Consider the following 17,594-nt stretch of genomic DNA (forward strand, 5'->3'; position numbering starts at 1 on the left):
AAAGGCAACTATAGGTATAGACCAGCCATGCGCCTAGGGCGTGTTCGGCCATGATCCGCCCGGCGGGACGCGCGCCTGAGCCATGCCGTTCGGTCCGTGGCCGCTGTCCTTGGGGCGGGGGCGGGGGCGGGGCGGGGGCGGGGCGGGGCGGGAAAATGGCTCGCGGCGGGCGGCGGGGTCTGGCTAGGGTGGGTCCCGGTCGGAGCGGTGCTGCGACCGCTGGTGCCGACGTGTTGTCGGGCCGTTGAGGAAGCAGGAGGTGAGGACGTTGATGACTGTCATTGCGCTGGGCGCTGCCCAGGTTCAGAGGTTCATCGTTCCCATTCCTGTGGTCTCCGGCTGACCTTCGTCTTCTTCCGCGCCTGATCGGCGCGTGTGCCGGGGCCGCCCTTGTGAAGGGTTTCCCCTTGTCTTTCTCTTCTGCCTCTTCCGAGGCTTCCTCCGCTTCGCATCCGCTCGTCCCGTACGGCTGGGACGCGGGCTGGGAGGCGGAGTTCGCGCCGTATGTCCGGCGGGGGCTGTTGCCCGGCCGGGTGGTGCGGGTCGACCGTGGGCAGTGTGATGTCGTCACCGCCGACGGTGTGGTGCGCGCGGACACCGCCTTCGTCGTCCCGCCGGATCCGATGCGGGTGATCTGCACGGGGGACTGGGCGGCGGTCGATCCGGTGGGCGGGGATCCGCGTTTCGTACGCGGGTATCTGCCACGGCGTACCGCCTTCGTACGGTCCACCTCCTCCCTGCGGTCCGAGGGGCAGATCCTGGCCGCCAACGTCGATCACGCGATCATCGCCGTGTCGCTCGCCGTCGAACTCGACCTCGGCCGCATCGAACGCTTTCTGGCCCTGGGCTGGGAGAGCGGAGCCCTGCCGTTGATCGTGCTGACCAAGGCCGATCTGGTGGGTGATCCGACCGTGCTGGGCCATCTCGTCGACGACGTCAGGACCACCGCGCCCGGTGTGCAGGTGCTCGCCGTCAGCGCGGCGACGGGGGACGGGGTCGAGGTGCTCTCGGCCGTGCTGTCGGGCGGTACGAGCGTGCTGCTGGGGGTCTCCGGCGCGGGCAAGTCGACGCTCGCGAACGCGCTGCTCGGCGACGATGTGATGGAAGTGCGGGCCATCCGTGACGTCGACGGAAAGGGGCGGCACACCACCACGACACGCAATCTCCTCGCGATGCCGGGCGGCGGGGTGCTCATCGACACACCTGGGCTGCGCGGTGTGGGGCTGTGGGACGCGGAGACCGGGGTCGGGCAGGTCTTCTCGGAGATCGAGGAACTGGCGCGGGGGTGCCGTTTCCATGACTGCGCCCATGTGTCCGAGCCGGGTTGCGCCGTGCTCGGCGCGGTGGAGGACGGTTCGCTGTCCGTGCGCAGGCTGGAGAGCTACCGCAAGTTGCTGCGGGAGAACCAGCGCATCGTCGCCAAGACCGACGCCCGGCTGCGCGGTGAGATCCGGCGCGAGTGGAAGCGCAAGGGCGCGGAGGGCCGCGCGGCCATGGAGGCCAAGCGGGGCGGCCGGAGCGACCGTACGCGGTAGCCAACCGTGTGCGGTAGCCGGCCGTACGCGGTAGCCGCCGGGGGAGCGGGCCGGTGCGGGGCGACAGGTCCCCGCGTCCGGCTCCGCACCGGGCCGGGCCGGGCGCGGGACCTGCCGTCCGCGTCCGGCCCGGTCACCTCGTACGGCGCCGGCGCCCGGAGCCTCGCCGCTTCGGTCGAGGTCCCAGCTCCCACCGGCAACACCCGCACCACCGGCACCACTGAACGGGCGGCTCATTCCCGCAGACCCCGCGTCACCCAGCCCTTCTCGTACGCGTGCCAGCCGAGTTGGAGCCTGGTCGTCACCCCGCTCAGCTCCATCAGCCCCTTCACCCGGCGCTGTACGGTCCGCAGTCCCAGGTCGAGCTGTTTGGCGACGCTCGCGTCGGTCATCCCGGCGAGCAGCAGCGACAGGATCTCCAGATCGGTGGAGTCGGGTCCCGGCACCCCGCCTTCGGTCACCGCGCCGTCCCTGCCGAGCCGCAGCGGCAGTGCCTCCCGCCACACCGACTCGAAGAGCCCCACCAGCGACTCCAGCAGCCCGCTGGCATGGACGACCAGAACCGCCGGTTCCGCCCCGGGGCCCGTCAGCGGCACCATCGCCAGAGTGCGGTCCGCGACCACCAGCTTCGTCGGCACCCGCTCGACGACCCGGACCTGCTCGTCGCGCCCGAGCGCCGCGGAGAGTTCGCTGACCCCGGCGGGCAGCGAGAGCACCGCACGCTCGATCACCACCCGGTACGCGACCCCGCGGGCCGCCGCGCGCTCCTCCGCCTCGTTGTCGATACCGGTCACGGCCACGGGCCTGCCGGTGACCAGGGCGCAGACCTCCTCGGCCGCGCCGAGCTGGAGCTGGAGGAAACGGTGGGCCACCGCGCTCGCGCCCGTGACGACCTCGACCAGATCGTGCACGGCCGGTTCCGTGGCCTCCGCGCGGTACTCCTCGGCGAGCAGCACCGCGGCCAGTTCGGCCTGCTCCAGCTCATGGCGGTGCTGGGTGAGCAGCGCGCCCAGCGCGACGGCGGGCGGCGCCGCGACCCACCGTCCGGTACGGGACGAGGACTGCGCGGCCAGGCCCTGCCGCTCCAGCCGGCGCAGGGCCTGTTCGGTGTCCGGCTCGGGAAGGGCCAGCCGATGGGCCAGATCCGCGACCTCCGCGGCGCCGATCGCCACCAGCGCGCGGTAGGTGGACTCCTGTCTCTCGTCGAGACCTATCGCTCCGAGCACCCCTGCTCCCCTCCCCGGACCCCTGCGTTCCACCGCGGACCGTGGCGGATACCGGCCACGGCGTAAACCCGCCGTGCCACATCATCGCTGTTGCGCACGGCACTCTGCCAAGGTGGCGCCATCACAGCAGCAACAGACCCCGGCCATATGCCCCTTGGGGGCGATTTGGCCCGGATTGCTCGGGAGAGCGATATGCGCGGCCCTGGTGGCGGCGCATCGGCCCGCGCTGGACCTGTGACGTTCGCCGGGCGTCCTTCCCGTGGGGGGTGGGGCCGCCCGGCGGACTTGAATATTTCCCGGTGCCCCGTTTTCGTACCCCCGGCGCGGTCGAAGATAGGGGCATGAGCCAGCAGGGGCAGAGGCCAGCCGCCGACGACTGGTGGAACCGGTTGTACGAAGAGTCCGCACCGGACACCGGTCCCGCCGCCGCTTCGGGGGACACGCTCGACGACCGCTTCGACTCGGCCGCGGACGCGGTGGGTGCGGAAGCGGTGGCCGCGGACACGGCCGGTACGGACGGCAGGGGTGCGGCCGGTACGGACGGCTGGAGTGCGGCCGGTACGGACGGCTGGGGTGCGCCCGATACGCCGAAGGAAGCCCCGGGGCCCGGTCCCGACGGGATCGAGGCGCGACAGCCCAGGGCCTGGTGGGAGCAGCCGCAGCAGTCGCCCGCACGGCAGACGCCACCGCAGCAGCAGCCGGACCGGCAGGCGCGGCCGTCGGCCGAGCCGCCACCCCCGCCGTACACCCCCAGTGACGCGAGACCTCTGCCGGGGAGCGCCGATTCACCCGGTCCTGACCGTCCGTCGGTCCCGGATCCGCGTCGGCCGGAACCGGGCAACAGGTCCTCCGGCAGGCCCGTCGACGGCCCCGCCGACAACGACACCGTATGGCTGCCCCGGCAGCAGGGCCCCCTCGGGAGCCCCGCGGTGGGAAGCGCCTGGGGTACGCCGCGGCCGCAGCCGCGCCCGGAGTCCGAGCCGCCCCCGCCCCCGACGCGGACGCCGTCCCCGCCCCCGACGCGGACCCCGGCTCCCGCGCCGACGCCGACCCCGACCCCAACTCCCGTTCCACCTCCGCCTCCGGCACCCGCCCCCGCCCCGACCAGGGCCCCGGCCCAGGCCCCCGCCGCGCCGTCAGGGGCCCTGCCGCCGTCCTCGCCCCGGCGGACATCAGCGGCGCCCCCGGCACCGCCCGTGCCCCCGCCGCCGTCCACCCCCCGGCCCGCTGTCACCCATCTCGGGGACAGACCCCCGACCTACGCCCCCCAGCCCGCCACGCTGCCCGCCGCCGACGCCGAGCGGCTGGACGAACTCGTCCCGGACACCGTTCTCGACGGCGCGTCCTATGGTTCGTACTCCCTGCGGACCGTGTCCGTACGAGGCGACTCCGCCCGCTACCGCGGCGAGCCCCGCCGCGACGCGCTGCTCACCGCCCGCTTCGGCACCGGCGTCGGCGCGCTCGTCCTCGTGGCCGTCGCCAGTGGTTCCCGCGCGGCCGAGGGCACCCATCGAGCGGCGGCGGATGTGTGCCGCTGGATCGGCGGCGCCGTCGGGCGCAGCCACAGCCGGCTCTCCGAGGACATAAGGGCGGGACGCAGGGGCGATCTCAAGTCCGGGCTGCACCGGCTCACCGACCGCGGTTTCGGCAAGCTCCGCGCCCGCGCCGCCGAACTGGGCGTGGCACCCGAGGAGTACACTGCGGGCCTGCGCTGTCTGCTGCTCTCCGCCGACCCGGAGTGCCGGACGCGGGTGTTCTTCGGGGTCGGCGACGGCGGCCTCTTCCGGCTGCGGGACGGTGTCTGGCAGGACCTCGAACCGGCGGTCCCCGAGCCGGGCGCCGTCACCGGTGCCCCGGTCGTCGGCTTCGGCTCCCGGCCCACCAGGGCCCCGGAGGCCGATCAGCTCACCATGGATCTGGCGATCACCAAGCCCCCGTCCCCCTATATAGAGGATCCGCTTCCGCCGCCGCCCGAGCCGTTCCGCTTCCGTGCCTCGGTCGCCCGGCCCGGGGACACGCTCCTGCTGTGCAGCGGCGGCCTCGCGGAACCGCTGCGCGGCGAGCCCGCCTTCGCCGGGGAACTGGCCGCCCGCTGGGCACCGGCCGGCGCTCCGGGGCTGACCGAATACCTCGCGGACATCCAGCTCAGGATCGAGGGATACGCCGACGACCGCACCGCCGCCGGGGTGTGGGAGGACTAGGGCCTCTCGTTCGGACCTTGCTGGGCTCGCGTGCCCTGGTGCCGCGCCTCGCCGCGTTGTCGTCGGTCGCCTACGCTCCGCGTGGGCTCCCTCCTCCGCCTTGCGATCCACGGCACCAGCCCCCGCTCCCTCATCCAGCCAGATCCAAACGAAAGACCCTAGGGCCTCTCGTTCGGATCTTGCTGGGCTCGCGTGCCCTGGCACGGCACCTCGCGGACACCGGCCGCTACCGCGGCGGGCGCTCCCTGATCCAGCCAGGCCCGAACGAAAGACCCTACGGGACAACCCCTAGCCGCCGTGGCGTAACCGCGCAGGCGCGACCGCGTCCGCCATGGGTTGATGGACACGTGCGTCTACGGGCCCACGAGTACCCGACACCGGCGGAGAAGGGCGCGCTTCCATGGCCAGACAGAACGTGGCGGAGCAGTTTGTCGACATCCTCGTCCGGGCGGGCGTCAAGCGGCTGTACGGAGTCGTCGGCGACAGTCTCAACCCGGTCGTGGACGCCATCCGCCGTACCCGCGCCATCGACTGGATCCAGGTCAGACACGAGGAGACCGCCGCTTTCGCCGCCGGCGCCGAGGCCCAGATCACCGGCAGACTCGCCGCCTGCGCGGGCTCCTGCGGCCCCGGCAATCTCCATCTCATCAACGGCCTCTACGACGCGCACCGTTCCATGGCCCCCGTGCTCGCCCTCGCCTCCCACATCCCGTCCGGCGAGATCGGGCTCGGCTACTTCCAGGAGACCCACCCCGAGCAGCTCTTCCGGGAGTGCAGCCACTACTGCGAGATGATCTCCAGTCCCCAGCAGATGCCACGGCTGCTCCAGACGGCGATCCAGCACGCGGTCGGGCGCAGCGGTGTCAGCGTGGTCACCCTGCCCGGTGACATCGCCTCCGCGCCGGCGCCCGAGCGGGCGGTGGAACACGCGCTGGTCACCACCCGGCCCTCGGTACGGCCCGGCGACGCGGAGATCGAGAAGCTCGCCCGGATGATCGACGAGGCGGAACGGATCACACTCTTCTGCGGCAGCGGCACGGCGGGCGCGCACGCCGAGGTGATGGAGTTCGCCGAGCGGATCAAGTCCCCCATCGGGCACGCCCTGCGGGGCAAGGAGTGGATCCAGTACGACAACAAGTACGACGTCGGTATGAGCGGACTGCTCGGCTACGGTGCCGCCTACGAGGCCACGCACGAGTGCGATCTGCTGATCCTGCTCGGCACCGACTTCCCGTACAACGCGTTCCTGCCCGACGACGTCAAGATCGTCCAGGTCGACGTCCGGCCCGAGAACCTCGGCCGGCGCTCCAAGCTGGACCTCGCGGTCTGGGGCGATGTCCGGGAGACCCTGCTCTGTCTGACACCGCGCGTACGGGCCAAGACGGACCGCCGCTTCCTCGACAAGATGCTGAGGAAGCACGCCGACGCGCTGGAGGGCGTGGTCAAGGCGTACACCCGCAAGGTGGACAGGCATGTCCCGATCCACCCCGAGTACGTCGCCGCCGTGCTGGACGAACTCGCCGACGACGACGCCGTGTTCACCGTCGACACCGGTATGTGCAATGTCTGGGCGGCGCGCTATCTCTCGCCGAACGGACGCCGTCGTGTGATCGGCTCCTTCAGCCATGGCTCGATGGCCAACGCACTGCCGCAGGCGATCGGCGCGCAGTTCGCCGACCGGAACCGCCAGGTCGTCTCCATGTCGGGCGACGGCGGATTCACCATGCTGATGGGCGACTTCCTCACCCTCGTCCAGCACGATCTGCCGGTGAAGGTCGTCCTCTTCAACAACTCCGCGCTGGGCATGGTGGAGCTGGAGATGATGGTGGCCGGGCTGCCGTCGTACGGCACGACCAACCACAACCCGGACTTCTCGGCCATCGCCCGCGCGGCGGGGGTCCACGGCGTACGGGTGGAGAAGCCCAGACAGCTCGCGGGCGCGCTCAAGGACGCGTTCCGGCACAAGGGCCCGGCCCTGGTCGATGTGGTCACCGATCCGAACGCGCTCTCCATCCCGCCGAAGATCAAGGCGGACATGGTGGCCGGCTTCGCGCTGTCGGCGAGCAAGATCGTGCTGGACGGCGGGGTGGGCCGTATGGTCACCATGGCCCGCTCGAACCTGCGGAACATGCCGCGTCCCTGATCTCCGCGACACGGGGGCGGTGGTGTCGGCCCGGCCGCCCGCCGACTGGGCGCGGCGGCCACGCGCAGGGGCGGATCGAGCGCCAGTCCCTCCCGTACGGTCTCCTCCCGCGAGGTGCCCGGCCGGCCGCCACCGGCCCACCCGGCACCCGCCGGACGGTCGGTCCTCGTATCACTCCTTCCTCACTTCACCACACCGCCCCCACATATCCGCCACACCGTGGCGAGTAGGTGACGAACGCCATGACCGACGACACGAGTGCCGTGATCGGGGCGGGGGCATGCTCCCGATGAGCGTCCGAGAACGGGATCCGTCACCGGTACGAACGGGGGGACAGAACCATGACAGGGCTACGGCGCAGAGTGGGAGGAGCCGATCTCGCGGCCGTCCCGGAAGTGCGGCACGCCTTGCGGGAGATGTTGCTGCACTGGCGGGAGCGGGATTCGGCGGAGGTGGCGGAGCTGCTCATGAGCGAGCTGGTCACCAACGCGCTGGTGCACACCGAACAGGGCGCGGTGGTCACGGCGACCGTCGCGGACTCACGGCTGCGGGTGGAGGTCCGGGACTTCGTCGCCGCCCTGCCCCAGCCGCTGACCAGGCCCGAGACACAGCCGCCGGCGGCGGACGACGCGACACACGGCAGGGGTCTGGCGCTGGTGAGGACCCTGGCGGACGACTGGGGCATACGGGCCCGGCCGCTGGGCAAGGTGGTCTGGTTCGAGATGAACGCGGAAGCGGCGTAGCCACGAGCGGCGCCGCCGGGACAGCACACGCCGGGACAGCAGACGCGAAAACCACCGGGACACACGCGAAAACCACCGGGACAGCACACGCGACCACACGCGGGACAACACAACAGCGCGCCGGATACGTGGGGGCGCACGGGAGACACAACAGCGGACCGGCGCGACGGGAGTCCGTCACACCGGTCCGGTTGCTGTGTCCGGTGGATCCTGGTCAGCCGAACTGGCGCTCCAGGTCCGTGAGCTTGCGCTCCAGGGAGTCGAGCCGGGGGAGGGCCTGGGTGTCGTCCTCCGCGGTCAGGTCCACGGTCCGGGCCTCACCGCCTTTGACGGCCTGAAGGGAGAGCGGGGACCGATGAGGCAGCTGACCCTTTTCCGCTATAGCAGGCTCCGCGGCGGCCTCGACGGCGGCCGGTGACGATCCACCGCTTCCCGCGGTCAGGGGCACCTGACGCCCACCGCGGGCGCGCCCCCAGGCCCGGTGCTGACGGTTGAGCGCCTTGATCTGCGCACGGTCCAGCTTCTGCTGCTCACGCCTGCGGTGCCGGTTCTGCTCCTTCTGACGGCGGTCCTCGCGGACCTCTTCGACCGCCTCGTCCAGCGTGCGGACGTTTTCGAGCAGCATCAGCGACCAGGCGCCGAAGGTCTCACGGGGAGCGCGCAGCCACCGTACGATCCGGATCTGCGGCAGCGGACGGGGCACCAGGCCCTGCTCGCGCAGCGCCGCCCGGCGGGTCTGCTTCAGCGCGCGGTCGAAGAGGACCGCGGCCGAGAGCGACATGCCGGCGAAGAAGTGCGGGGCGCCGTCGTGGCCCAGACCCCGGGGCGCGTGCACCCAGTTGAACCAGGCGGCAGCGCCGGCGAACGTCCACACCAGCAGTCGCGAGCCGAGGGCCGCGTCACCGTGGCTGGCCTCGCGCACGGCGAGCACGGAGCAGAACATCGCCGCGCCGTCGAGACCGAAGGGGACGAGGTACTCCCAGCCGCCGCTCAGGCTGAGGTTCTCCTGGCCGAATCCGACCAGGCCTTTGAACGAGAGGGCGGCGGCGACCGCCGCACAGCAGAACAGAAGTGCGTAGGAGGCGGCGCCGTAGATGGTCTCCTTCCTTCTGCGGCGTTCTTCACTGCGTTCCCATGAATCCTCGGCCGCGGCCTTGTCACCGGCGCGCTTACCGCGCGCGAGCACTGCCACCGCCACCAGGATTCCGACGATCAGCACGCCGACGGGAAGCAGCCAGTTCAGCGATATGTCGGTCAGTCGCATGCGGTGTTCCTTGCATCGCAGTAGGGCTTTTCGGGCGCCATATTGGCGGAAGAGCGGTGCCGCTCAGGGGGTTTTGGAGCAAGAAGACGCCAACGAGGTGGTGGGGCACACTGATAGGCGCGATCAACCAGAACTGCCGCACGGGAGGCGGCTGTCATGTTCGATTAATATCACCCTAGCGGGTGGCGTGGCTCCTTGAGTGACGAGGGGTCAGACGCCCGCACTCAACTTCTGGACACGATCGGCGTCGCATGTGCGTGGACATGTGCCACATGCGTCCTCCGGGCGGAGTGTGTAGAAAAGGCAGCAGCTCGCCCGGTCGCGGGTCGGCAGCGGTTCCCCGCCGGGGCCCGTCAGTTCGCGGAAACCCGCGGTGCCGACATACGGTCCGGTCGTGCCCGGCAGCAGCAGCTCCAGCTCCGACATCGCGCGCCGCTCCTCGCCCAGGAGTTCGGCGATGTACCAGAGGCCTTCGACGATCTCGTCCGTCGCCATCCCCCACAGCGCCCTGCGGCCCCGCCGCATACGGGGACCGAAGCCGTCCAGAACCGGTCCGAGATGCTCGGCGGCGGCGGCCCGTACCTCGGCGCGCAGTGCCTCCTCGTCCGGTACGACCCGGGCGCCGGGCAGCGCCGCGGCGGGGTCGTCCGGCAGGCAGGCGAAGTCCTGGATCCGGACGCTCATCCGGCCCAGGGCGCGCTGGAGGAAGACATTCCCGACGGGGACCCGGGGCACCCTGCGGTGCAGGAACCAGGGCACGGTGATCAGCAGACAGGCCGGCCAGGCATAGCGGTGCAGCGCGAAACTGGCGATCACATCGGGGCGTGCCCGCTGTCCGTAGTCCTGGCTGACCTGCTCTTCGTCCCAGGCGAGAAATGTGTCGAGTGCCACGCCCCCGGCGGCGAGATCCGCCGCGCCGACCCAGCCGCCGTCGAGCGGGGGCCGCTCGCCGTCGGCGAGGTGGTCGATGCTCAGCGACGGAAACACCTCGGTGAGACGGGTGTACGCGTCCGTCACGGGAGAGATGGGAAGGCCGGGCAGCAGAGTGGGCACGGTCATGCAGGGACCACCGAATCGGGATCGTTTGCAGGTAAGCCTTACCTTACCCGATGTGATCGGGTTTGAAGTCCGGCAAGGGCGGCCTATCGTGCACAGATGACTCCGGCGCCGGGCCGGGCTGACGGCGACGGTGGGCGGGCGGAGGTGGGCGGGGTGGAGCAGCGCGGCAGGGCGTCGCGGAGCGCCGCGCCGACCCCGCACCGGACCGGCCGGGACAGCGGTCAGGGCACCGTCTCCGGCACCGGTCCTGGTGCCGGTCCGGGGGTCACCGATCCGGCGGGCACCGGTCCGGCGGGCACCGGTCCGGGCGCCGGTGCGGGGATCACCGCGGGGGCCTCGCGCGCGGCCGATTCCGCGGCGGCCACCGCTGACGGGACCGGTTCCGGGGCATCAGGGCGTGTGCCCGAGCAGACGCGTACGGAAGCCGGGGGAGACACCCGGCGCGCGGTCCGGGGCGAGCACACCCACAGCGAGCCGCCCGCGCCCCGGGTCGTACGCCGGCACTCCGTACGGGGACAGATCGTCGACGCCCTGCGCTCCGCGCTCGTCGTCGGCGAGCTGGTCCCCGGTGAGGTCTACTCGGCCCCCGTGCTCGGCGAACGCTTCGGTGTCTCCGCCACGCCCGTACGCGAGGCCATGCAGCAGCTCGCGCTCGAAGGCGCGGTCGAGGTCGTCCCGAACCGCGGCTTCCGGGTCGTCGAGCGCGGTGCGCGGGAGCTGGCGGAGCTGGCCGAGGTGCGTGCGCTGATCGAGGTACCGGTGATGCTGCGGCTGGCCCGTACCGTACCCGCCGAACGCTGGGCGGAACTACGTCCGCTGGCGGAGGCGACCGCCACGGCCGCCGCCGTCGGGGACCGTGCGGCGTACGCGGAGAGCGACCGTGCCTTCCATCGCGCGCTGCTCTCGCTCTGCGGCAATGAGCAGCTGGTCATGGTCGCGGACGACCTGCACCGCCGCTCCCAGTGGCCGCTGGTCAGCGCCCCGGCCGTGCGCCGCGCCGATCTGGTCGCCGACGCGGCGGAGCACTCGGCTCTTCTGGACGCCCTGGAGACAAGGGATCTGACGGTGATTCAGTCCCTGGTACGGGAGCACTTCGCCGGGGCGCCGGACTGATATGCCATATGCCGGACTTACGTGCCGGACTTATATGCCGGACCGGTTCGCCATGCTGATTTGCCGTACCGACCCACCGGAAACGACCCACCGGGATGGCGCACCGGAATGGCGCACACCGGAAATGACGTGCTGGAACAAGGACGCGCTGGAATGACGTGTCGTCAGGCCGAAGGCGGCCCCGGGCGGCCGGCCACGAAGGCGTCTATCGCCGCCGTGCGGCTTCCGAGGCCGCCACGGCCGCCGTCAGCAGTTCCGCGTCGAAGAAGGTCGCGTCGGCGAGCCGGTTGGCCCCCGCGTAGGCGTTCAGCATGGCCTTGGTGGTCCGCAGTGCCGTGGGTGACCTGCGGAGCAGTGGCTTGGTCCACCGCGCCACGGTCTGGTCGAGCTCCTCCACCGGGACGACCTTGTGGAGTATGGAGAGCTCGGCCGCTCTGGCCGCGTCGAAGTTCTCGGCCGTCAGCATCAGTTCACGGATCCTGGCGGTGCCCGCCTCGCCGAGCAGCCGGGACATCACACCTCCCCAGGCGGGGGGCACTCCGAGACCCAGCTCCGGCATTCTGAAGCGGCAGTTGTCCGCCCCCACGCGCAGATCGCAGAAGACCGCGAGCCCCAGCCCCGCCCCGACCACGCCACCGTGCAACTGCGCGATGGTCACCGCGTGGACGCTCGCGAGGGCGTCGCACATCCGCCGGGCCTTGTTGCCGAGGGCGTGCAGACCCGCACCACCGGGATGCTCGGCGAGCAGACCGGGAAACTCGCCGCGGTCACCGCCCAGACAGAAGTCGTCCCCCGCGCCGGAGAGGACCAGTACGCGGACGGCGGGGTCGCCGTGAACGGTGTCGAGTACGGCGAGGAGTTCGTCCAGGAGCGGCCCGGAGACCGCGTTCCCGGTCTCCGGACTGTTCAGCCGCACCCTCAGGACAGGCCCTTCGCGCAGGACCTGAAGAGCCTTGAAGTCTTCCATCATGCTGTTCCTCGAGTAGGTCGTGCCACGTTGCCGATGGGATGCCGTACCGTCAGGAAGCCGTCACGCGGAACGACTTCAGGCGGCGGAAGGCCACCCGGGGGGCGTAGGACGGTCCGTCGGCGAGACGCAGTCCGGGCATCCGCCTGAGCAGCGTGGTCAGCAGGGATGCCGCCTCCAGCTTGGCCAGCGGCGCCCCGAGGCAGTAGTGGATCCCACCGCCGAAGCTGAGGTGCGAGGCCTTGCGGCGGATGTCGAAGATGTCGGGATCGCCGTTCTGGTCCGGGTCGTGATGCGCGGCACCGACCATGAGCTGCACCATCTCACCGCGCTGGATGGGCGTACCGGCCAGCGTGGTGTCCTCCGCGGCGATCCGGCTGATCATATGGATCGGGGGGTCGTAGCGCAGGGTCTCCTCGATCGCACCCGGCATGTGCTCGGGGTGCGTGCGCACCCAGTCGAGCTGGCGGGGATGCTCCAGCAGCAGCCACACCAGGGTGGCCAGCAGATGCGAGGTGGTCTCCAGAGCGGCCAGGACCACGAAGAGCGCCAGCGAGTGGACGGCGGCGTCGGCGGCGTCCTGGTCGGGCTCCAGCTCGTCCCAGGTCCGTATCCAGGCCGAGACCTTGTCGTCCCCGGGCGCCCTGCGGCGCTCCCGGATCAGCTCGGTGAAGTACTCCCGCAGTTGCCCCGTCGCGGCGTCGGACAGCGCGAGCTGGCTCGGCGACGGGAACAATTCCTGGGTGAATACCTGGTCGTGGGTGAGCGAACGCAGCAGCGGATAATCTGCGGCCGGCAGTCCGAGCCATTCACCGATCGATATTACGGGCAATTCTTCGCAGACCAGCTCCACGAAGTCCGGTTCACCGTCGTGCAACTCCTCCCGGACCTGGTCGAGGAGCCGCTCGGTTATTCGGTCGATCGAATTCCTCATGGCGTCGAGGGATTTACGGTCGAACATATTGCCCACCGACCGCCGCATCCGGGTGTGATGCGGCGGGTTGAGCATGGGCAGGGTGCTCCCCATCTGGAGCGAGGCAGGTGCACTCCAGCGTGCGGCGTCCTTCTGCCGGGTGCGCCACTCGTTGCCCGGCACCTGCCAAGCCCTGTCCCTCAGTACCTGGTCACACAGCTTGTAGGAGGTCACCAGGTGCCCGCCCCAGGGGGCGGGCATGATATTTCCCATTGCCCTGAGTTCTTTGTAGAAAGGCAATGGATTTGACTGGCCGCCCGAAGTGCGCAGACGGGAGAATAGCGAAACCACAGAGCGTCGATCGACGGATGAGGTGGCCAGGGAAGGCTCCACAGCGACTCCTTCTTTTAAGAGATCACATAAGATTCGCCAACCCTGTCTACCCCTATGGTTGAACATTCATGCGAGGGTAAATCGTCCCCTATTGTTGGGCATGTCACACCTTCCACCAGGACAGGAATCCGCTCCACCAGGTACCCTTCTGCGCCGCGTGCTGCGGCGGAACCGGGGCATTTCCGACAGTGCGTGAGGGGCTCGGCTGAGGCGCGGTCGTCCTCTTCTCCCTGCGCACCGGGGTGAACCGGGCGGGCAGGGCGTTGAGCGCCCGGTGGATCGGGCCCGGCCGCCAGGACAGATTGTCCGCGTGGACGCCCAGCTCGATGTCCGGCAGGCTGTTGAGGAGCTTCTCGATCGCCATGACGGAGATCAGCAGGGCGGGGTCCTTGGCCGGGCAGGCGTGCGGCCCCGCGCCCCACGCGAGATGGGCCCGCTTGCTGAGCGTCTGCCGGCTCACGGACAGGCTCGGATCGGTGTTGGCCGCGGCGAAGCTGATGACGACGGGATCGCCGGCGTCCAGCTTGCTCCCGGACAGGTCGACGTCGTACATGGGGTAGTGCACGGCGTAGTTCGCGATCGGCGGGCTGTTCCACAGCACGTCGTTGATGGCGTCCTCGACCAGCAGACCGGCCGCGTGCTGTCCCCCGGCGTACTTGTCGTCCGACAGCAGGAGCCGCAGCGCGCTGGCGATGATGTTCTGCGTGGGCTCGGTGCCCGCGCCGATCAGCGTGACGAGCTGATGGATCATCTCCTCGTCGGACAGCCGCGCCTGATGCTGCATCAGCCAGGAGGTGACATCGTCGCCCGGCTTGGCGCGCTTCAGCGCGACCAGCTCCATCAGGGCCTCGGTCAGAACCTCGTTCGCCTTCTCCGCGTCCACTCCGTCGAAGAGACTGGAGATACCGAAGACCAGCCGGTCGCCGATCTCGGCGGGGCAGCCGAAGATGTCGTTGAAGACCAGCAGAGGCACCAGCTGCGCGTAGTCGCTGACCAGATCGGCCTTGCCGCGGCTGCTGAACTGGTCGATGAGATACGCGGCGACACGGTCGGTGTGCCGGCTCAGCCGATGGGTGTCGATCTTGGCCAGCGACTCCGTCACGGCCTGACGGAGCCTCAGGTGGTCGGCACCGTCGGAGAACAGACAGTTCGGCCGGTAGGCCATCATCGGCAGGATGGGACTGTCCGCCGGTATCCGGCCCTCGTTGAGGGCACGCCAGCGGCGCGAGTCACGCGCGAAGGTGTCGGGGTTCTGGAGCACATGCAGCGCCGCGGCGTAGTCCGTGACGAGAGAGGCCTCCACACCCGGAGCCAGTTCGACGGGTGCCGCGGGACCGTGCTGCCGCAGATACTCGTAGAACGCCTGGGGATCGGCGGCGAATTCGGGTCCGTGCAGGGGCACGTTCTTGCCGCTGTTGTGAGCGGGGCAGCCCGGTGGTGGCGCCTGGTGTTCCGAGTGGGATTGCATGGCGAACTCCTAGCTGAGGCGCGACTGGAGATAACGGATAAGGACCATGAGCGAATTCGCTGACGAACGCTGGTCGCGTGCGTCACAATTGACGAGAGGCGTCTCGGGGAGCAGGTCGAGTGCTTCCCGTATCTCCTCGTCCGTGTGGCTCGGTGTGCCGTCGAAGCGGTTGACGGCAATGGCGTACGGGATTCCGTAGTGCTCGACCAGGTCCATCACCGCGAAGGACTCTTCGAGACGCTGGGGGTCCACCAACACCAATGCCCCGAGTGCTCCCCGGGACATGTCTTCCCACACCTGGACGAAGCGCTGCTGTCCAGGGGTGCCGAAGAGATAGAGGACAAGTCTCTCGCTGAGGGTGAGCCGGCCGAAGTCCATGGCCACGGTCGTCGTGGTCTTGCCCGGGGTGCCCCTGAGGTCGTCCACTCCCTCGCCCGCCTGCGTCATCACCTCTTCGGTGCGCAGCGGCGGAATCTCGGACATGGTCCCGATGAACGTCGTCTTGCCGACGGCGAAGTGGCCGACGACAAGGATCTTCGCCGCCGTCTGCACTGAATTGCGCAGATAGACGCCGTCATCCAAAACGGGCTTGAAGGCCATTCAGCACCTCCTCGAGTATGTGCCGCTCGACAAGCTTCGCGGGAGGTACAGGGGCACGCGTGGTGAGATACCCCTGCTCCGTGAGATCGGACAGCAGAATTTTGACGACGCCGACGGGCAGATTGGTGTGTCCGGCTATTTCGGCGACCGAGAGATAACCGCCGGCGCACAGATCCAGCAGACGGTGCTTCTCGGGATCGAGATGCCCGGTTCTGGGGCCGTCGGGGGACACCGTGACCAGAGTGATGAGTGAGAACTCGCCATCATCCAGCAGATTGCGGCCGTTGGTGATGACGTACGGTCGCACTAAGGGCGCTGCATGTTCCAGCTCGGGCTCGTCCGGAGTCGTCATGCCTTGGTGTCAGCAATCTCGCGAGGGGGACTGGTCAGGGACTTACCGAGCTGGCCGACGAGCTGCATCATACGGAAGGTGATCTCCGCCATGTCGACCTCGGGCGACGCCGAGACGGCGAGATAGGCACCTTCGCCGGCGGAGATGAGGAAGACCCAGCCGTGGTCGAACTCCACCAGGGTCTGGCGCCACTGCGGCCGCTCGTTCGGGGGGCCGCCGCAGAAGTCGGCCACCGTGCGGCTCAGCGACTGCATTCCGCTCATCGCGGCGGCGACGGTGTCGGCGTGGTCCTTGCCGACATCGTTCGAACGGGCCATGAGCAGACCGTCCGCGGAGACAAGGATCGCGTGGCGCGCCTCGGGCACTTCCAGAGCACTGTCAAGCATCCATGACAGATCGTAATTCACTGAGACTCATGCCCTTCGCTGCTTGCGTTGGTGGAACGACGGCCCGACTGCGTTCCCCGCTGGAACGCGCCCATGACGGAGGCGGCCTGCTCGCTGGAACGGGCAGGGGTCTCCGTGTTGTCGGCCGCCGGAACGATGGATATCGCGCCGCGCCGACGGCGCTTCGGCAGTCCGCCGAAGGTGGTGCCGCGCGTCGCCGGGGTCTCTTCCGGAGGCATCGGGGAGGACGCGGCCATGGCGGGTTTCTCCTCGGGCTCGAGCACGGGCGCGGGCATGGACGTGAGGAGCTCCTCGGGAAGAAGCACGACCGCGCGCACGCCACCGTACGGAGAGGTCGAGTCCACCGAGACCGTGAAGCCGTAGCGGGCCGCGAGCACACCGATCACGGTGAATCCGAACTGCGGCGGGTTGCCGAGACCGGAGACACCGGGGGAGCGTTCGCTGGACAGCAGCTTGGCGGCCCGGCTCTTCTCTTCCTCGTTCATGCCGACACCGGCGTCGTCGACGATGATGCAGACGCCCTTGGGCACGGGCCGGATATTGATCTCGATCATCGTCTCGGGCGCCGAGTAACTGGTCGCGTTGTCCAGCAGTTCGGCGAGTGTGAGCGCGACCGGTTCGACGGCGCGGCTGACGATGGCGAAATTGCTCTGGGCCCGGATCTCGACGCGCGTGAAGTGGCGGATACGGCCCTTCGCGCTGCGGACCACGTCGTAGAGGGAGGCCGAGGCGCGCTGGCGGCCGAGCCATCCGTCGCAGAGGACGGCGATGGACTGCGCACGCCGTGCGAACTGCGAATTCATGTGGTCGATGTCGAGGAGGTCCTGGAGAATCTGCAATTCTCCGTACTTGTCCTGGAGTTTGGTGATGGCGAGCTGCTGCTCGCTGGCGAGACCCTGGAGTGTCCGCATCGCGGATTTCAGAGCGGTTTTGGTGGCCTCTTCCGCCCTGTCCTTGGCCTCTTCGACGGCCTCGGTGTAGTGATCTTCCAGATTGGCGTAATGTGCCCTGAGTTCCTGTTTTTCCTTCTTGAGTTCGGCGATCGACTTTCTACCGCGAATGATCGCGGTCGCGGCGACAGGAGTACCAGCTGCTATGAGACCCCAAAGCGCTGGATCCTGGAAGTATTGCGTCATAAGGCTCTCTTCGGGCGACTGGGGCACCGGACACTGAATGTCTGGACGCTGCGTTCGAGTGCGCTCACAGTCTC

At 69.7% G+C, this 17,594-nt stretch carries 15 protein-coding genes; 5 read left to right on the forward strand and 10 right to left on the reverse strand.

Translation table 11 applies throughout. The annotated features are described in order from the left end of the window. The first annotated feature begins 407 nt into the window (after positions 1 to 407). Positions 408 to 1,535: a ribosome small subunit-dependent GTPase A gene (gene rsgA / locus ACWGDX_RS02360; protein WP_453621382.1), complete on the forward strand. Its 1,128-nt coding sequence runs from the start codon at positions 408 to 410 to the stop codon at positions 1,533 to 1,535. Between the two features lie 233 nt (positions 1,536 to 1,768). Here the strand turns inward: rsgA and ACWGDX_RS02365 are convergent, their stop codons facing one another. Further along, a complete protein-coding gene (locus ACWGDX_RS02365) occupies positions 1,769 to 2,761 on the reverse strand; it encodes a helix-turn-helix domain-containing protein (RefSeq protein ID WP_453621384.1) in 993 nt (330 codons plus the stop codon). Between the two features lie 341 nt (positions 2,762 to 3,102). Between ACWGDX_RS02365 and ACWGDX_RS02370 the strand changes: the two genes are divergently transcribed. From ACWGDX_RS02370 to ACWGDX_RS02380, 3 genes are all read left to right on the forward strand, one after another. Further along, positions 3,103 to 4,962 carry a protein phosphatase 2C domain-containing protein gene (locus tag ACWGDX_RS02370; RefSeq protein ID WP_453621386.1) on the forward strand — a complete coding sequence of 620 codons (1,860 nt, stop codon included), beginning with the start codon at positions 3,103 to 3,105 and terminating at the stop codon, positions 4,960 to 4,962. A gap of 400 nt (positions 4,963 to 5,362) precedes the next feature. After that, positions 5,363 to 7,105, forward strand: coding sequence for a pyruvate dehydrogenase (locus tag ACWGDX_RS02375; protein WP_453621388.1), 1,743 nt, complete (start codon positions 5,363 to 5,365; stop codon positions 7,103 to 7,105). Positions 7,106 to 7,446: 341 nt separating this feature from the next. After that, positions 7,447 to 7,848 carry an ATP-binding protein gene (locus ACWGDX_RS02380; protein ID WP_363081420.1) on the forward strand — a complete coding sequence of 134 codons (402 nt, stop codon included), beginning with the start codon at positions 7,447 to 7,449 and terminating at the stop codon, positions 7,846 to 7,848. Positions 7,849 to 8,062: 214 nt separating this feature from the next. Here ACWGDX_RS02380 and ACWGDX_RS02385 read toward each other — a convergent pair whose 3' ends face one another. Continuing rightward, positions 8,063 to 9,112 (reverse strand): DUF2637 domain-containing protein, encoded by a 1,050-nt coding sequence (locus tag ACWGDX_RS02385; RefSeq protein ID WP_383039692.1) that lies wholly within the window; start codon positions 9,110 to 9,112, stop codon positions 8,063 to 8,065. A gap of 210 nt (positions 9,113 to 9,322) precedes the next feature. Beyond that, a complete protein-coding gene (locus tag ACWGDX_RS02390) occupies positions 9,323 to 10,171 on the reverse strand; it encodes a (2Fe-2S)-binding protein (protein ID WP_453621390.1) in 849 nt (282 codons plus the stop codon). A 321-nt stretch (positions 10,172 to 10,492) separates the two neighbouring features. On the opposite strand from ACWGDX_RS02390, the gene ACWGDX_RS02395 reads away from it, so the two are divergent. Continuing rightward, positions 10,493 to 11,284 carry a GntR family transcriptional regulator gene (locus ACWGDX_RS02395; protein ID WP_453621440.1) on the forward strand — a complete coding sequence of 264 codons (792 nt, stop codon included), beginning with the start codon at positions 10,493 to 10,495 and terminating at the stop codon, positions 11,282 to 11,284. A gap of 205 nt (positions 11,285 to 11,489) precedes the next feature. On the opposite strand, the gene ACWGDX_RS02400 is transcribed toward ACWGDX_RS02395, so the two are convergent. The 7 genes from ACWGDX_RS02400 to ACWGDX_RS02430 all read right to left on the reverse strand — a co-directional run bounded on the left by ACWGDX_RS02400 (position 11,490) and on the right by ACWGDX_RS02430 (position 17,520). Beyond that, positions 11,490 to 12,254 carry an enoyl-CoA hydratase/isomerase family protein gene (locus ACWGDX_RS02400; protein ID WP_453621392.1) on the reverse strand — a complete coding sequence of 255 codons (765 nt, stop codon included), beginning with the start codon at positions 12,252 to 12,254 and terminating at the stop codon, positions 11,490 to 11,492. 49 nt (positions 12,255 to 12,303) lie between these two features. Further along, positions 12,304 to 13,425 carry a cytochrome P450 gene (locus tag ACWGDX_RS02405; protein WP_453621394.1) on the reverse strand — a complete coding sequence of 374 codons (1,122 nt, stop codon included), beginning with the start codon at positions 13,423 to 13,425 and terminating at the stop codon, positions 12,304 to 12,306. Positions 13,426 to 13,660: 235 nt separating this feature from the next. Further along, positions 13,661 to 15,025 (reverse strand): cytochrome P450, encoded by a 1,365-nt coding sequence (locus ACWGDX_RS02410; protein WP_453621396.1) that lies wholly within the window; start codon positions 15,023 to 15,025, stop codon positions 13,661 to 13,663. A gap of 9 nt (positions 15,026 to 15,034) precedes the next feature. Next, positions 15,035 to 15,625 carry a GTP-binding protein gene (locus ACWGDX_RS02415; RefSeq protein ID WP_453621398.1) on the reverse strand — a complete coding sequence of 197 codons (591 nt, stop codon included), beginning with the start codon at positions 15,623 to 15,625 and terminating at the stop codon, positions 15,035 to 15,037. After that, positions 15,600 to 15,977 (reverse strand): DUF742 domain-containing protein, encoded by a 378-nt coding sequence (locus ACWGDX_RS02420; protein WP_382851516.1) that lies wholly within the window; start codon positions 15,975 to 15,977, stop codon positions 15,600 to 15,602. The genes ACWGDX_RS02415 and ACWGDX_RS02420 overlap by 26 nt, the downstream gene beginning before the upstream one ends. Then, entirely contained in the window at positions 15,974 to 16,384 is a 411-nt protein-coding gene (locus tag ACWGDX_RS02425) for a roadblock/LC7 domain-containing protein (protein ID WP_365901767.1), read from the reverse strand. Before ACWGDX_RS02425 ends, ACWGDX_RS02420 begins: the two co-directional genes overlap by 4 nt. Further along, positions 16,381 to 17,520 (reverse strand): ATP-binding protein, encoded by a 1,140-nt coding sequence (locus ACWGDX_RS02430; protein ID WP_453621401.1) that lies wholly within the window; start codon positions 17,518 to 17,520, stop codon positions 16,381 to 16,383. The genes ACWGDX_RS02425 and ACWGDX_RS02430 overlap by 4 nt, the downstream gene beginning before the upstream one ends. Positions 17,521 to 17,594 lie beyond the last annotated feature (74 nt).

This window comes from Streptomyces sp. NPDC055025 (assembly GCF_053608565.1).

Coding starts and splice junctions, on each gene's coding strand:
- ACWGDX_RS02410 (WP_453621396.1), bottom strand. CDS start 15,025: ATGCAATCCCACTCGGAACACCAGGCGCCACCACCGGGCTGCCCCGCT.
- ACWGDX_RS02415 (WP_453621398.1), bottom strand. CDS start 15,625: ATGGCCTTCAAGCCCGTTTTGGATGACGGCGTCTATCTGCGCAATTCA.
- ACWGDX_RS02370 (WP_453621386.1), top strand. CDS start 3,103: ATGAGCCAGCAGGGGCAGAGGCCAGCCGCCGACGACTGGTGGAACCGG.
- ACWGDX_RS02375 (WP_453621388.1), top strand. CDS start 5,363: ATGGCCAGACAGAACGTGGCGGAGCAGTTTGTCGACATCCTCGTCCGG.
- ACWGDX_RS02430 (WP_453621401.1), bottom strand. CDS start 17,520: ATGACGCAATACTTCCAGGATCCAGCGCTTTGGGGTCTCATAGCAGCT.
- ACWGDX_RS02405 (WP_453621394.1), bottom strand. CDS start 13,425: ATGCCCGCCCCCTGGGGCGGGCACCTGGTGACCTCCTACAAGCTGTGT.
- ACWGDX_RS02380 (WP_363081420.1), top strand. CDS start 7,447: ATGACAGGGCTACGGCGCAGAGTGGGAGGAGCCGATCTCGCGGCCGTC.
- ACWGDX_RS02400 (WP_453621392.1), bottom strand. CDS start 12,254: ATGATGGAAGACTTCAAGGCTCTTCAGGTCCTGCGCGAAGGGCCTGTC.
- ACWGDX_RS02385 (WP_383039692.1), bottom strand. CDS start 9,112: ATGCGACTGACCGACATATCGCTGAACTGGCTGCTTCCCGTCGGCGTG.
- ACWGDX_RS02420 (WP_382851516.1), bottom strand. CDS start 15,977: ATGACGACTCCGGACGAGCCCGAGCTGGAACATGCAGCGCCCTTAGTG.
- ACWGDX_RS02390 (WP_453621390.1), bottom strand. CDS start 10,171: ATGACCGTGCCCACTCTGCTGCCCGGCCTTCCCATCTCTCCCGTGACG.